The 15,848-nt window shown below is 57.7% G+C and carries 13 protein-coding genes; 3 read left to right on the forward strand and 10 right to left on the reverse strand.

The features are described from left to right. Position 1 precedes the first annotated feature (1 nt). The 3 genes from AC3IUA_RS22210 to AC3IUA_RS22220 are packed head-to-tail and all read right to left on the reverse strand — an operon-like array spanning position 2 to position 4,089. Positions 2–931 carry a pesticin C-terminus-like muramidase gene (locus tag AC3IUA_RS22210; RefSeq protein WP_489357043.1) on the reverse strand — a complete coding sequence of 310 codons (930 nt, stop codon included), beginning with the start codon at positions 929–931 and terminating at the stop codon, positions 2–4. Next, positions 928–1,416 (reverse strand): hypothetical protein, encoded by a 489-nt coding sequence (locus AC3IUA_RS22215; RefSeq protein WP_489357044.1) that lies wholly within the window; start codon positions 1,414–1,416, stop codon positions 928–930. Before AC3IUA_RS22215 ends, AC3IUA_RS22210 begins: the two co-directional genes overlap by 4 nt. Positions 1,417–1,419: 3 nt before the next feature. Then, complete coding sequence (locus AC3IUA_RS22220) at positions 1,420–4,089, reverse strand: hypothetical protein (protein WP_489357045.1); 2,670 nt, start codon at positions 4,087–4,089, stop codon at positions 1,420–1,422. Between the two features lie 488 nt (positions 4,090–4,577). Here AC3IUA_RS22220 and dkgB point away from each other — a divergent pair, with 488 nt between their 5' ends. Further along, complete coding sequence (dkgB, locus tag AC3IUA_RS22225) at positions 4,578–5,381, forward strand: 2,5-didehydrogluconate reductase DkgB (RefSeq protein WP_489357046.1); 804 nt, start codon at positions 4,578–4,580, stop codon at positions 5,379–5,381. An 18-nt stretch (positions 5,382–5,399) separates the two neighbouring features. Here the strand turns inward: dkgB and AC3IUA_RS22230 are convergent, their stop codons facing one another. The 5 genes from AC3IUA_RS22230 to AC3IUA_RS22250 form a co-directional block, all read right to left on the reverse strand. Then, the gene (locus tag AC3IUA_RS22230; RefSeq protein ID WP_489357047.1) at positions 5,400–8,648 is read right to left on the reverse strand and encodes a transporter substrate-binding domain-containing protein; all 3,249 of its coding nucleotides are present in this window, start codon (positions 8,646–8,648) and stop codon (positions 5,400–5,402) included. Further along, positions 8,649–9,290, reverse strand: coding sequence for a response regulator (locus tag AC3IUA_RS22235; RefSeq protein ID WP_489357048.1), 642 nt, complete (start codon positions 9,288–9,290; stop codon positions 8,649–8,651). 403 nt (positions 9,291–9,693) lie between these two features. Further along, complete coding sequence (locus tag AC3IUA_RS22240; RefSeq protein WP_489362434.1) at positions 9,694–10,140, reverse strand: response regulator; 447 nt, start codon at positions 10,138–10,140, stop codon at positions 9,694–9,696. Between the two features lie 165 nt (positions 10,141–10,305). Further along, positions 10,306–11,022 carry an MgtC/SapB family protein gene (locus tag AC3IUA_RS22245; protein ID WP_489357049.1) on the reverse strand — a complete coding sequence of 239 codons (717 nt, stop codon included), beginning with the start codon at positions 11,020–11,022 and terminating at the stop codon, positions 10,306–10,308. Positions 11,023–11,489: 467 nt separating this feature from the next. Beyond that, positions 11,490–12,224, reverse strand: coding sequence for a thioesterase II family protein (locus AC3IUA_RS22250; protein WP_489357050.1), 735 nt, complete (start codon positions 12,222–12,224; stop codon positions 11,490–11,492). A gap of 131 nt (positions 12,225–12,355) precedes the next feature. On the opposite strand from AC3IUA_RS22250, the gene AC3IUA_RS22255 reads away from it, so the two are divergent. After that, on the forward strand, positions 12,356–13,489 hold the full coding sequence (locus AC3IUA_RS22255; protein WP_489357051.1) for a cupin-like domain-containing protein: 1,134 nt from the start codon (positions 12,356–12,358) through the stop codon (positions 13,487–13,489). Positions 13,490–13,602: 113 nt separating this feature from the next. Here the strand turns inward: AC3IUA_RS22255 and AC3IUA_RS22260 are convergent, their stop codons facing one another. Beyond that, entirely contained in the window at positions 13,603–14,775 is a 1,173-nt protein-coding gene (locus AC3IUA_RS22260) for an MFS transporter (RefSeq protein ID WP_489357052.1), read from the reverse strand. Positions 14,776–15,047: 272 nt separating this feature from the next. Between AC3IUA_RS22260 and AC3IUA_RS22265 the strand changes: the two genes are divergently transcribed. Continuing rightward, positions 15,048–15,200 carry a hypothetical protein gene (locus AC3IUA_RS22265; protein ID WP_489357053.1) on the forward strand — a complete coding sequence of 51 codons (153 nt, stop codon included), beginning with the start codon at positions 15,048–15,050 and terminating at the stop codon, positions 15,198–15,200. A 67-nt stretch (positions 15,201–15,267) separates the two neighbouring features. On the opposite strand, the gene AC3IUA_RS22270 is transcribed toward AC3IUA_RS22265, so the two are convergent. Then, positions 15,268–15,693: a hypothetical protein gene (locus AC3IUA_RS22270; RefSeq protein ID WP_489357054.1), complete on the reverse strand. Its 426-nt coding sequence runs from the start codon at positions 15,691–15,693 to the stop codon at positions 15,268–15,270. Between the last annotated feature and the right edge of the window lie 155 nt (positions 15,694–15,848).

Genomic DNA, 15,848 nt, shown 5'->3' on the forward strand with positions numbered 1-15,848 from the left:
GTTATCTCAGATATTGAACACGCTTGTTAAATCGATCCAGAGGTACGTTCATCCATCTGGCCCTGTCAGATATTGTTTCTGAGAAACGAGCCAAGTCATTTCCGGCAATATGCCTCTGAAGAATCCCTCTAGTACGAGCCCCGTAATCTCCTCGATACATCAGATCCACTAGCACCTCTTGAATCTTTTCATGAGTCAAATCCCAGTCCAGTCGCCCGTATAGCTCAGCGGTATCGGTCTTTCCTGAGATCCTTATGATTTCATTTTTCATATAATCATAAACAGGAACAAACAGATCATATTGTTGCTTTCTAGTAATTTTATGCTTTTGGATCTCCGCTGGAGCCTCGGCAAGATAAGTCTTGGCTTTATCTCCCTGAAGTCCTTTAGCCCCAATCAGCCAAGATAATAGCGGCTCTTCGATGCCGGACGCACGCAGGTCACTTTCTGGATCAGGCCGTTGGCCAAGATCGTAACCCCGCCCAATAGTGATGCCAGATACACCACTCGGCCAGTGCACGACTCTGCTGAAGTATCTGTACAACGGATGCGACTCATCTTCCATATCGTTGCCTTCCACATCAAAGGTCAGTTGACCATAAGGCACTTTCAGCCACTTCAGATCATTGTCATCATTTTCCGTGGAGAAATTCCCCACTAATCCCACCGGATGAAAGTGATACACCTTCCCATGCGCCGGCAATCCGACTTTCTCCGCCACTTCATCCCACCAACTCAGCTGTTTGATTCTTCTCTTCTCCGCCACCCAGTTCAGGATGGGCGTCGAGCCGCTATGGCCGAGCATTTCATCCAGCACGTCCCACTTCTGCGGTTTGTAATACCACTCGCTTTCATAATGGATGATCAACTGCGAGATCGACTGGGAATGGGCCGGCAGGCGGAGGGCCGCTTGCAGCTCTTCAGCGGTCATCTTGCCGTCGCGGTTGCGACGTTGGAAACTCTAGAATTTAATTTTGCAGATCCGCAAGTACAATTCTCTTCAGTGTGTTCTTCTTTTTTCTTACAGGAAAGGTGATCTGCCAGACCCTCATAGAATACGACTTCGCAGGACATAACTGTTTCACCGACCGGCTGTAGCGGAGTGAATCCCATTTCAAAAAAAAGTTTTCCATCTCTAAATACCCCTTTTTTTAAATCCACATCTGCGTAGCCATTACTAAAGCGTTTTCCTTCCAATGAACAAATTTTCTTCTCTGCTGATACCATTCCTCTTCCACCAGGCACCAAATTTTGAATCACGATACAGTTATCCTCTGACCAAGCCAGATATCGAACAATAGGAATTTTTGCAACAGAACCTGTTCCTACGTAGAGCATTTTACTATAGTCAATCCCCTCAGCCTTGATCACACTCGCCGCACAGAACATCAAAACAAATAAAATAGATATTTTCATTTCTTATAAATACTCCGCTCGCTTTTGAAATCTATCATTTGGAACGCCTTTCCAATTATTCCGACTGGAGATTACCTCCCTCACCTTCCTAAGATCGCTTTCTACAAAGGGCCTTTGAATAAAAGGTCTTGTATCTGCGTGATAGTCCCCTCTGTAAATCAGATCGATTACAATATCCTGAATCTTGCTGTCCACTGCATTCCAGTTGAGCACACCGTACGTGTCCCTATTGGGTTGCTGACTTGATATACGAATCACTTCTTTTTTCATAGCATCATATACAGGCAAGAACAGATCGTACTGCTGCTTTCTAGTGATTTTATGCTTTCGGATAGCCGCTGGAGCAGTGGCGATGTAGTTTTTTGCTGATACTCCCTGAAGTCCTTTAGCCCCAATCAGCCAAGATAATAGTGGTTCTTCAACGCCGGCCGCACACAGGTCACTTTCTGGGTCAGGCCGCTGACCAAGATCGTAACCACGCCCAATAGTGATGCCAGACACACCACCTGGCCAATGCGCGACCCGACTGAAGTATCTGTACAACGAATGCGACTCATCTTCTATATCGTTGCCTTCAACATCAAAGGTCAGTTGGCCGTAAGGTACTTTTAACCACTTCAAATCATTGTCATCACTAACTGCAGAGAAACACCCCACCAACCCAATCGGATGAAAGTGATACACCTTCCCATGCGCCGGCAATCCGACTTTCTCCGCCACCTCATCCCACCAACTCAGCTGTTTGATTCTTCTCTTCTCCGCCACCCAGTTCAGGATGGGCGTCGAGCCGCTATGGCCGAGCAGTTCGTCCAGCACGTCCCACTTCTGCGGTTTGTAATACCACTCGCTTTCATAATGGATGATCAACTGCGAGATCGACTGGGCATGGGCCGGCAGGCGGAGGGCCGCTTGCAGCTCTTCAGCGGTCATCTTGCCGTCGCGGTTGCGGTCGATGATGTCGTACAGCCGGCTCTTGATCGGCCCCTTGTCCCCTTCATCGGCCATGGGGCCGTAGCGCTCGAGTTGCTGTTCGCTGAAGTGGTCAACGGCACGCAGGAACGAGGCCAGGACTTCCCGAGGGGAGTCGTAGTCGAAGATGACGTCGTAGCCGTCCCATGACCAGGGACTGACCCAGGGGGTGACGCCCACTTCTTCGCGCACCCAGCCGTCGAGCAGGGTGTTGTCGGCGTCGTGGAGCAAACCATCGAGGCGGTACCAGTTGTAGGCCCTGCGATCAGGCGTTGCCGGTACCGCGATTTTTCTCTCGGCCGGCAGGCCGTCGAGCAGGCTCTTGGGGACCAGCAGGTCGGCGTCGCTCAGGGTGTTGGCCGCACTCAGGATGGGCCACTGCGTGGCACTGTAGTTGCCCTGATGCGCCACCACCGCCGTGCCCTTGGCGAGTTTCAGCCAGGTCCTGTCTTGGGCCGGGAGACGATCGGCCCAGGCGCGACTGGCCGCGATGAAGGTTCTCAGGGTGTCGGGGCTGAACACTTCCAGGTGCAGTTTCTTTTCCGGGCGCTGCGCATGGCAGTCCTGATACAGGCCGAGGTGGCCGATCAACTCCCCGGCCTTGATCGCTACAGGCCGGTCGAGCACCACCACCCGATCCTGCGCCAGCGGTTCCAGTGCGCCTTGCAGCGATTTGAAATGCACGTACTGGTTGATGCGTTCCAGCTTGCGGTACTCGCCTTCACCGCTGACCGTTAATTCCGTGCCATCCGGCAGTTCCGTGAGCACTTCGCTGTGAAAGCTCGGTTCGGCGTAGACATTGAGCGAGCCCCAGCGTGTCGCCACGTGATATTCGTCCCCGACAATCTGTTTCAGCTGGGTGATGGAGACATAGCCGCGTAGTGAACCCTCGGCGTTGGTCAGCTTGGCCGGGCCGAGGGTGTTCTCCAGCTTGCGGTAATCACCCTCGCCGCTGACGGTAACCTCCATCCCCCGTGGCAGGAGGTCGAGCACCTTGCCCCGCCACGCGGCCTGGTTGCGCACGTTCAGGCCGCGTAGCTCTGGATGGCCGGGGCGTACGTCGTTCACCGTCGCCTTGACGCGACGGACTGCCGCCTCGGGCCAGAACGCCGGGCGGGCCAAGGTGGAATTCGCCTGGTACACCGCCCAATCCTGCAGGTGCAGGTGCAGGTACAGGCTGTAGAAGGTCAGGCTCGGCGGAGTCTCGCTGCTGCCTTCGATTTTCGGCGCTTCCAGGCGATGGCGAACCAGTACGAAGCCGCTGGCAAACGGCGCCTCGACGGTCACCTCTGGCTCTGGAAAGAAAGTGTTGGTAGGGGTGTGCTCGGGGATGCGATAGGCCACCACCTCACCATCGGCCAGGCAACGCACCAGGGACTGATCCAGGATGCCCTCGGTGCCGGCATCGAAGTGCACGCCACCGTGCCACATGCCACTACGGCCCAAGGGGTAGTAACCGGCTCCGGCCTTGGCGAGTTGGGTCAACTGCAGCAGTGGGTTGCGCTGGTCCTTGTTGCGCTGGTCCTTGAACGGATGGCTCCAGTTCTGTAACGGTTGCAGTGCGTCGGCACTGGTCTCGGGAGGCAAGGATGACCGGACCGGGCCTGTGTCGGGCGTCGGCAGGATCGGGGCATCGCGCACATCAAACCGAGAGTTCCGGCCACTGGAGCGCCGTCCAAAAAGCCAAGTGAACAAGGTGGTCATGCGGTGTTTTGCTCCTTGCGAAGGGGTCAGCCAGAGAGAGGTACCGGTCTCTTCTCTATAAACAACGATGGATCATCTTGAGCGACCGCAACACCCCCTGATGTATCAACAGGAACGCCCCTATAACCTTTGCCGAATCTGCCTACAATCGGTGGCTAGTTGATGGGATGCCTCACTGTTTTCGCGTCATAGCAGAAAGTCGTGGCACCTGCGAACACGTCCGAAATCTTTATGTGACCGTTACCGCAGGAATGGATAGGTACACCGACCGAAAGCCAGGATCAAAAGATCGCAGCCTACGGCAGCTCCTACAGTGGGATTTGGGTGCATCCGGAGAGACAGGTCGGCAGCTTGCCTTTGCCGGGGTGATCTTCAGAGACTCGATTCGTGACTTGCGGTAAACATTGCTTTGCCATTTCGGCGGTTTTTCTCGAAGACACGGATGGGGATACTCGTGGCCATCCCCACTGCAACCCCTGGAGTCATGCATGTCTATTCCCGCGTTCGGCCTCGGCACTTTTCGTCTGCAGGGCCAGGTGCTCATCGACTCGGTGGGCAACGGCCTTGAACTGGGCTATCGAGTGATCGACACCGCGCAGATCTACGAGAACGAAGCCGAGGTCGGCCAAGCCATCGCCAACAGTGGCATCCCTCGCGAAGAGCTGTTCATCACCAGCAAGATCTGGGTCGCCAACTTCGCCAAAGACAAACTGATCGACAGCCTCAAGGAAAGCCTGCAAAAACTGCAGACCGATTACCTGGACCTGACCCTGATTCACTGGCCATCACCGGAAGACCAGGTACCGGTTGCCGAATTCATGGGCGCGCTGCTCGAAGCCAAGCAGCAAGGTCTGACCCGGCAGATCGGTATCTCCAACTTCACTATCGACCTGATGAAGCAAGCCATCGCGGCCGTCGGTGCCGAGAACATCGCCACCCACCAGATCGAACTGCATCCCTACCTGCAAAACCGTACTGTTGTCGAGTTCGCTCAAAGCCAGGGCATCCACGTCACTTCGTACATGACCCTGGCCTATGGCGAAGTGTTGAAAGACCCGCTGATCCAGCAGATAGCCGACCGACTTCAGGCCACTGCGGCGCAAGTCACTCTGGCCTGGGGCATGCAGTCGGGTTACGCGGTGATCCCCTCCTCCACCAAACGTGCCAACCTTGCGAGCAACCTCAAGGCCTGTGCCCTGACCTTGAGTGCCGACGACATGGCGCTGATCACCACCCTTGAACGTGGCCAGCGTCTGACCAGTCCCAAGGGCATCGCGCCAGACTGGGATTGAACCATCCACCCGTCGCGATCAGCGCTGTTGCAGAGACCGGGCCAGGCTCTCCATAGCTTCTTGCAAGGCCTCAACCGCCGGGGTCAGTGACACTTTATCGCGCTCGCCAATGGCCGCTTCTAGACCTTCGCAACAGAGGATCAAGTGCTGCGCCTTGACGATTCGGGCACCGCCCTTGATCCGGTGCGCCAGATCCCTGAGACCTCGGTGGTCGCGGTTGGCGTAAAAATCCTGGAGCCGGATCAGGTCGTCTTTGTTGCTGGAAGCCAGGTCATCCAGCAGATTGTCAATCAGCGTCCTGTCCGCGCCGACCCATTGCTTCAGACCGCTCAGGTCAATTTCAGCGGATGTTTGTCCGATGCTCTCCTCAAGCGGTACCGAGGTCGTGCCTGGAGCCTTGGAGGCCAATCGGGCATTCAGGTCCTGCAGGCTGATGGGTTTGAACAGGCAGTCGTCCATCCCCGCTTCCAGGCAGCGAAGCTTTTCCTCGCGCTGGGCATTCGCAGTAAACCCAAGGATCAGGCAAGCCTCGAGGCCCTGGGTCTGCTCTTCATCGCGAATGGCGCCGGCCAGTTCATAGCCACTCATGACCGGCATATTGCAATCGGTGATGACCACATCGAACTGATGATTTCGCCAGCACTCAAGTCCGCGTTCCCCGTCCTCGGCCTCCAGTATGCGGTGCCCCAGATAGCTCAGTTGCTGGGTCAACAACAGACGATTGGCCGGGTAATCATCCACCACCAGGATACTCAGCGGTTGAGTAGACAACAGATCTTCCGTGATCGGGACTGTCGGTTGAGCCAGTGCCTGCAGAACCGGCACCTGCAGCCTGACCACGATCTGCGTCCCCTGGCCCGGGACACTGTTCAGTTGCAAGGTGCCGCCCATCATTTCACACAACGAACGGCTGATAACCAAGCCCAGGCCCGACCCCTTACGCACCGACTGAGCTGGATGGCCGACCTGTGTGAACGGACTGAACAATCGCTGCTGGTCATGGACGCTGATACCGATTCCCGTGTCCTCGACCCTCACGCAAATAGCCAGATGTCCCAGCTGCAGCCCCGGCTCGGCCTGCACCCTCAGGCGCACTTCACCTTTGTCGGTGAACTTGATGGCATTGCTCAGAAGATTGGAAACAATCTGCTTGAAGCGCAGCGGGTCAATCAGCACCTCACAATCACTCTTGTCGTCCATCTCCAGCACTAATCGCAGGCGCTTGTCCTGAGCCAGCCCTTCGAAGACCCTCACTACAGACTCGACCAGTGCCCGAAAATCGGCCCGTTCCGGAGTCAGGGAAAGATGCCCCGATTCGATCCGGGCAATGTCCAGTATGTCACCGATCAAGTCCAGCAGGTCCCGCGCCGCAGTAGAAGCGACTGCTATCGAAAAGCGGTCCGTGACGCCCTGATCAGCCCGTTTCGTGGCCAGTTCGAGCATGCCTATCAGTGCGTTCATCGGGGTACGGATTTCATGGCTCATGGTTGCCAGAAATCGGGTCTTGGCCCGATTGGCATCGTCCGCGGCATCCTTGGCTTCTTGCAGTTGTTGCAACAGCTGCTGACGCGTGCGGATCAGTCGGCGCTGGTAGGCAATCCAGCTCAACGCCAGTAACAGCAACCCCGCAGCCAGGGCAAAGCCCTGGATGATCGCCGTCCGGTTGCGCAACCAATAGTTGTCCGCCACTGCCACCTCATTGCGCCAGCGATTGGCCAGCTCATCCATTTCTTCCGGAGGGATGCTTAACAAGGCCTTGTTCAGGATCGAATGCAGCTCAAGGGCACCACGGTTGGTGGCGAAGGAAATGCGCGCTGGCTCTGTGCCCACGGTGCTGGTTATGCGCAAGCGATCGCGGTAGCGCCGGGAAATCATGTAACGCGCACTGATCAACGAGTTCAGCGCCGCATCGGCCTCTCTATTGGCCACCAGTTCCATCGCCCGGGCCTGGTTTTCCACGTCAATCAAACGAATGCCCGGAACCGCCGCCAGGACAAACTCACGCATTCCGTTGCCACGAACAAGGGCCAGCTTCTTGCCTGCCATATCGTCCAGTGTGTCGGGACTGCCGGCGCGGGTGCTGGTGACTAACACAAAGGGGTTGACCAGGTAGGGTCGAGTGAAACGCAACCCGGTCTCACGCTCGGCGCTAGGGGTAATGACCGCCAGCAGATCGGCCTCACCGTCTTGCACTTTCTGGATTTGCCCATTCAACGAACTGCCTCGCACCACGTCGAACTTCAGCCCGGTGCGCAGGCTGATCTTGGCCAGTACCTGGGCACTGAGCCCAAGGAACTCGCCCTTTTCATCGAAAAATGAAAGGGGCACAAAGTCATTGATAACCGCGACTTTCAGCCGTGGATTCTTTTCCAGCCAGCGTTGCTCGCTGACACTGAAGTGCAACATCTGCTGGCCAGTGAAGCTGGCGCTGCCGGAGCTCCAGCGGCGCTGAATGGTCATCCGCTCATCGATAGGAATCACCGCCAGCGCTGCGTCGACAATTCGCCGCAGGCGCTGGTTTTCACGGTACATGGCGAAAGCGAAAGGGTTCATCTCCAGCTGGGAAAAGTCTGTGAGTTGGACATTGTTCAGGTAGTTATTGTTGATCAGATAATTGGCGCTGATCGAGTCGCCCAGGTACACATCCGCCTGACCAAAAGCCACCGCACCGATAGCACTCAGGGGCGAAGGGTACAGTTGCAGGCTGGCATCCGGATAGAAACTGCGCACGGCCTCAGGCGGCAGGTAGTGGTTGAGCATGGCCACGCGTTTGCCTGCCAGATCGGATGGCAGCTCGCTGCTGTCACCATTGCGAGTGACCAGTGTCGGCAAGTCGTCGGCGTATGCTTGAGACATGACCAACTGCGGGTCGGCGGCCTCGAAGCCATTGGCCGTGCCCAACAGATCCAGCTCCCCGCGCTTCAATGCGTCAATGACCGCCTCACGAGACTCATAGCGCAGCACATCAATGCGGATGTGCAACAACTGCGCGAGCAAGTCCGCATAGTCTGCGGTGATCCCTTCAAAATCATGGTTGTTGAGGGTCAGATCGAACGGCGCATAGTCCGGCGCCGAGGCGCCCAGCCGCACCCCCCCCTTGTCCCTCAACCAGCGCCAATCCGCCTCGTCGAGTTCGACGCGGTAATCCTGAACCTCCGAGCGGCCCAGCAGATGCAAGGTTTGAGTCTCGGCAACGGCGCCGGACGAAAGCAACAGCTGACCGAGTAGTATCCCGGCGACCAGCCCCTTGCGCAGGAAGGTTTTCATTCAGATCAGATGATTACGTATGGCGAAATCACGCAAATGGACCAACGACGTGACCTTCAGTTTTTCGATCAATCTGGTTTTGTAGGTGCTGATGGTCTTGTGGCTCAAGTGCGTCGACCTGGCAATCTCCTTGTTACTCACTCCTCGCGCCAGGCCCTGGAGAATGGTCAGTTCACGATCGGACAATTTTTCGATCAATTGCATTTCCGAGTACTGCAGGTCGCCCAGATGCACCGAGCTGCAAGGCAAACGAGGGAAGTAGGTATAACCCGACATCACCGCATTGAGCGCTTTACTCAACTCTTCCAGGTCATTGGTTTTCGATATGTAACCGACGGCGCCGTTCCGCATGCAGCGAGCGGAGAAGTGAGCCGCGTCAAGGGAGGTATACACCAGTATCGGGCCGAACGATGGCAAGTCCTTGAGCCGGTTCAAGACTTCCAACCCGTCCATATTAGGCATACAGATATCCAGCACCATGATATCGGGCTTATGTTCTCGGGCTAATTGCACCGCTTCCACGCCGTTACAGGCCTCCAGAATTCTCCGGAATTTTTCCTTCAAAACCATTTTGACCGCAGCCCGAATGACCGGATGATCATCCACAATCAGAGCTACCAAGTTACTTGGATCTTCGTTCATTTGACTTCCTACATAAGCGCCGGTCTGTGCCGGTGGCAAGAACGTCCTTGCGCCAAGAAGCTTCAACGTATCAACCCACGCGGTTGACTGACGGGACGGCGCGTCAGCACTACGCCTGCGCTGATAACTCTTACATGACGGGACTTGCTTCATCTACCTGTCAGAAATGACAGTTCAGACGAACGGTAACCTCAAAACTTGCGCGTTCAGAGGTCAATTGGTGAGAATTTGGGCGATCTACTGCTCAGGATTGCGGACCCCGATTTCCCCTCTCGCTGGTTCAGAACAACCGAGAACAGCAACCAGGTTGCACTGAACGCAAGACTTCTCTCTGAGGCCCGACGAGCCAGGGAGTGATGTCAAAAACGCATCCGGAAAAGATCCGGAACAGGGAAGCTGCCCCTTAGCCTGCATTGCTATTACAGAAACCGCGCAGCCACGGCGCCCCGGATACTTCGGCATGTCGAGCGTGCGGATCGATACGTGTCATCAGTCGCCTGATCGACTCGAGGTCAGGTGAACGCGCCGGACTGACCTGGACCTGCTGGCGGTGGCTGGCCTGGAGTGGCGCCAGAGGCGCGCGCAGGCCATCATAGATAAACCCATGCCGAATCTGTTCGTTGTCCACGCAGAACGCCACCAGGTCAATGTCGAACCCGCTGGTCATTGACGCATTGATCATCACCAGATCGAACGGCTCGCAGCCGTACTCGACCAGGGATAAAAGTTCTTCAAGGGTATTTACCGGAGCTATCCGGAAATAGCCCAATTGATTCAATAACCTCTCGATGCTCATTCGATGAAAATGCTGCTCATCGGCAATCAGTATGCGTAACGTTTTATTCGACATTTTGGGGGCGACCATGGCAATAACATTCCAGCAGGCCTGCGCCTGCCAACTTCCGAGTAGGAACTAGGCTAGGCGAGACTCAGCGGATTTTATGTAGGACTATTCTCAAAATGTCAGACCATTACGCGGCGGTGTGCCTCGATACCTGCATTGCACCGGTGATCACTACTCCGTGGTACTCGGACTCCAGAACGCCTGCACCACCAGCGTCGAAGTAGAGATACGCGTCACCAGTTCATCCAGTTCGTCACCATCAACCGAAGTCGTGGCCAGGGTTGCTTCGATTTCCACCTCGTCCGCGCCGAATGCATGCACGTCGACATCGCTTGCCGGATAGTTGCTGCGCTCCAGTTCGGCTTCGAGCAACGCCAGCACAGCCTTTTGCTGCGAGCGCCGGGCAATGACGTAAACGATATTGGTGACCTCGGCCGACACCACGTCCAGTGGCTGGCGATTGATGTTATTGACGATCGGGCGCAGCAAGGTATTCGCCGCGAGGACGAACAAGGTGCCCAGCAACGCTTCCACGATCAGGTCGGCACCCGCACAGGCCCCGACTGCCGCCGAAGCCCAGAGGGTTGCCGCGGTGTTCAGGCCACGGACGTTGCCCTCCTCGCGCATGATCACCCCGGCACCGAGAAAGCCGATGCCCGAGACTACATAAGCGACCACCCGCACCGCCCCTTCGGCGCCACTGAGGTGGTTGGCCATGTCGACGAAAATCGCCGCGCCCAGGGCAACCAGGACATTGGTCCGCAAGCCGGCAGTGCGCTGACGGTACTGGCGTTCGAAGCCGATCAGCCCGCCGAGAATGAAGGCCGCGCCGAGGCTGACCAGGGTGTCGACCAGGGAGGTCGGATTGATATTATCAAGTGCTTGCATCGAAGCATTTCTCCATGATTTCCGAGGCCCTTCGCACCCTTTCGGCGGCGCAAGGCTGTGCCTCACGCACTGTTCAGCGTCGATGAGCGAGACGTCGGGATGCCGGCCGCGACAGGCCGTGATCGGGATGCCGCTGCTCGCGTTTTGGCGAGACAACGGCACAGGAGACTGCCCGTTATCTTGCCGAGAATGTGCCGGTTACTGATACCGGCCGGCTACTGTCACTCGAACAAGTACCCATTATGGGTCTCCGAAATTGATGAAAACGCGCGAAGCTTATGCGTCGATTTTTAGAGAATAAACCGAACGAACATCTGTGGGTGGTGAATCAGAAGACTCTTCAGGAAGGGTTCAGGTTTCTAAATTTGTGTGGGGTACGCGCTCCCCCGCAGGCTGCCCGACGAGCGCGGACCGGCCGGCGAGAGCAAGCTCCCTCGCCACAGGTATCACCGAACTGAAGCATCGCGTTAACCGACTGACGCCAAGGCATGACGCCGATGATGGATCTCCAGGTGACTCTTGATCATCCGCAGCACCTTGGCTTCATGCTCATGAATGAAGAAGTGCCCACCGGCCAGCATGTCTACCGAAAAACTGCCCTGGGTTTCCTTGCGCCAGCCGATCAGTTGTTCGGTACTGGCCCGGTCCGATGTGCCGCCGAGCACATGCACCGGGCATTTGAGCAGCGGTCGGGGTGCCGGATTGAAACTTGAGCACAACAGAAAGTCCGCGCGCAGCACCGGCAGGGTCAGGCTCATCAACTCTTCGTTGGCCAGCACTTCTTCGCTGGTGCCCTCAAGGGTGCGCAGCTGGTCGATCAACTGCGCATCGGTTTTCGGCACTGAAAGCTCTCGATCGTATTCCGCGCGCTGGGTCGGCGCCGCAGTACCCGACGGGAACAACGCCACCGGCTCCGGACACCCCAGCGCACGCAAGGCATGGGCCATCTCGCAGGCCAGCAAGGCACCCAGGCTGTGACCGAACAAGGCATACGGCGCCCGCAACGTGGGCATGCATTCTTTGGCCAGTTGCAGCGCCAGCGTGCGCATGTCGGTCTGCAAGGCTTCGTCAAAACGTGCGCCGCGTCCCGGCAACTCCACCGGTTGCAACTGCAGCCACTGGGGCAGCTTGCTCCGCCAGCGGCTGTAGACCATGGCGCTGGCCCCGGAATACGGCAGGCACAGCAGTGTCAGCTTGGTCACCGCGGTTACCTCATTAAATAGTCTGTAAAAAAGGAACGGACGACAGGCCCGGCAAATTAGTCGCAGGGCCATAAATTTCCCGACAGCGCGCTCGTTCCCTGTTCAGACCAAAACCAACAAGAGGCATCGTCGTGGACCTGCAGACCATCCTGTCAAAGCTGTTTGCCAATGCCGGCGCGGTTGGCATTGAAGGCGTCTTTCAGTTCGTGTTCGCGCCGCAACTGGCGTTCTGGTCCGAGGTCAAGGCGCAAAGCCGTACCGAAGCCGGCCGCCACGCCAATCCCGACGTGACCATCGAAGTTGCGGAAAAGGATTTCCTGGGGATCATGGCTGGCGTGGCCAATGTCGAGGAACTGTTCGCCAGCGGTCAACTGAAGATCGGCGGCAACATGGGCATGGCAACGATGCTGCCGCAGATCATCGACCATGCACGCCAGGGGGGTGGCAAGGTCGAGAAAGTCGACATGAACAAGCGCTATCCAACCCCGCCGCGCTTCAGCGAAAAGATTTCCGCCAGCCTGCCGACCCAACGCACGGTGGAACGCCGGCCGCGCAGTGACGTGTCGGTCAGCGAGTTTCAGCAACGCTACCTGCCCTATGGCATCCCGCTGGTGATCAGCGATGCTCTGCAGGACTGGCCACTGTTCCATCTGAGTCGCGAAGAGTCGCTGGTGCATTTCGCCGAGCTGCAAGGCATCACCCGCCATGGCGACTACGTGAAAAAAACCTTCTCCACCGAACGCGACTTTCGCTCCACCCCCATGGCCGACTTCATCGCCTCGCTGGAGACTCCGCCGGTCAAAGGCGCCAATGGCGAGCCGCCGGCCTATATGGGCAACAACATCCTGCCAGCGCAGTTGATGGAGCAGATCAACTTCCCGCCCTACTTCGAACAGTCGTTGTTCATTGCTCCGCGGATCTGGATCGGCCCCAAAGGCACCCTGACCCCGCTGCACCGCGATGACACCGACAATCTGTTCGCCCAGGTCTGGGGCCAGAAAACCTTCACCCTCGCCGCCCCCCACCATCGCGAAGCCCTGGGCACCTGGTCGACTTCACCCCAGGGCGGGCTCGATGGTTGCGAGGTCAATCCGGATGCGCCCGACTATCAGCGCTTCCCTGCTTCCCGCGAGGTGACCTTCCTGCGGGTGACCCTGCAGGCCGGCGATCTGCTGTTCCTGCCCAAGGGCTGGTTTCATCAAGTCGAATCGGTGTCGACTTCCCTGTCGGTGAATTTCTGGGTGAACTCGGGGCGTGGTTGGTAAAGCAGTGGGAGCAGCCGGGCACAGGTATCTACACATTTTTTTGATGCTTGATGGGGCTACGGGAGTTCATGCCTACAGGGCAGGCCCGCTGCCACAGATACGCGTGTCGACAATCAACCCAAGCGTCGAAAGCTCTGGATTGCCGCCCCCAACACCACCACACCCGCTGCCAGCGCCACCCAGAACCCGCTGCGGGCACCGAAGGCATCCACCAGCCAGCCCGAACCGGCCGCGCCGATCGCCACGCCGATGCTCAAGCCAGTGACCAGCCAGGTCAGGCCTTCGGTGAGTTTGGCCGGCGGCACCAGGTTTTCCACAAGGGCCATGGCGACGATCAAGGTGGGGGCAAAAAACAGTCCGGAGACGAATACCGCCATCGACAGACCAAAGATATCGCTGGCCAACAGCAGCGGCAGCGTGGTCACCGCCGTCGCCACGCCGCCATACAGAAACAGCCGCGGCAGCGGGATATCCAGCTTCAACGCGCCAAAGGCCAACCCGGCCAGACACGAACCGATGGCGTACACCGACAGCACGATACTCGCGGCCGCTGGCTGGCCCTGTTGATGGGCAAAGGCCACGCTGACCACATCGACCACGCCGACGATAGTGCCCAAGGCAACCATCAACAGGCACAGCAGACGAATCGCCCCCGAGCGAATGATCGAGCCACGCTCATGATCATCATGGGGATGCACCGGCGGCTCGGTTCCACGCTGCAAGACAAACGCCGTCACGCCGACCGCCAGCATCAGCAACGCCGCCAGCGGACCGGCCTCGGGAAACGCCACTACGCACAACCCCACCGACAACGGCGGGCCGACAATGAAACACACCTCGTCCAGCACCGACTCCAGCGCATAGGCTGTCTGCAACTGCGGCTGACCGCGATACAGCTCGGTCCAGCGGGCCCGGACCATCGCCGACATGCTCGGCATGCATCCGGCCAGCGCAGCGAAAATGAACAACGTCCAGTTCGGCGCCTGCAAGCGGGTGCAGAGCAATACCATCAACAACGCCCCACCACCGACCAGCGCCGACACGGGCAGCACCCGGCCCTGGCCGAAACGATCGACCATGCGCGACACCTGTGGCGCACACAGCGCCGTGGCCAAGGCAAAGGTTGCCGCCACCGCCCCCGCCAGCGCGTAACCGCCCTGCAATTGCGCAAGCATGGTGATCAGCCCGATGCCGGTCATGGAGATCGGCATCCGCGCGATCATCCCCGCCAGCACAAAGGCTCTGGCGCCGGGGGCGTTGAATAACTCGCGATAGGGATTTGCCATCTGGTTGCAGCCTCATCAGGGGACTGCAACTTGCCACAAACCGTGATTGCGCAGAAGCAAAGATCAAAAGATCGCAGCCTGCGGCAGCTCCTACGAGGGATTGGCGTTTACTCGCGACATTGCAGGTGGACGCAATCGGCGGTAGGAGCTGCCGCAGGCTGCGATCTTTTCGGCTTCACGCGCACCGTCAGGTCAAATCACCATCGGGTTCTGAACTCTACCCTCCACCCATCAGTCAGCTAATCAGGCCCTCTATCCGGAGTTCCAAGGCAATGGCTGCCCCTCAGGCTGCCCCTCATACGGAACGACAAAGCACCGAACGAAAGAGACCGATCGACGCCCACGGCATCATCGGCGACATGCGCAGCGCGGCGAGTTTTCTCGATCGCAAGTTGAGTCGGGAGAAAACCCTTTGGCAGCCGTAAAAGCCTGAACCAGAAACGAAAAGCCCGGCACTGGGCCGGGGCTTCAAGGACATCGACTGATCAGCAATCAGTCGTGTTTGTGGTGCTTATGCTTGTGGCCGTGCTTGTGTTTACGACCGCTGGAATGGCTATCGTTATCACTGGCCATATTGCTACCCAATGCACCACCCGCTGCGCCGCCAAGGCCGGCACCAATGGTGGATCCCGTCGATCCGCCGAGTTTGTTACCGATCACCGAACCACCCGCCGAGCCGATACCGCCGCCAATGGCGGCTTCAGTCCGGCTGCCCTTGCGAGCGCCCACGGCACTCCCCGCTGCACCGCCAACCCCGGCACCAATCACTGCCCCGGTGCTGCCACCGAGCTGCTGGCCCACCACGTTCCCTAACGCACCACCAAGACCGCCGCCAACCGCGGCTGTACCATCGCCTGCCGCCATTGCGCCCTGAGCGACCAAAAGCCCAAGAACCATTGTGGGCAATGTTAAACGCATGATGTGAACCTCAAAAAATGCTGGATATTGTAAGTGGGAGAATGCTGGATGATAGCAAGTTACGCACTTGAACCTGCCAAATCCCCGCGAGCTGCAGGGAGTTGGACATCTTTTAAGGAAAGAGTTTTCACACAGACAAAAAAAAGCCCGCTGGG

It is taken from the genome of Pseudomonas sp. KH_050, assembly GCF_057838875.1.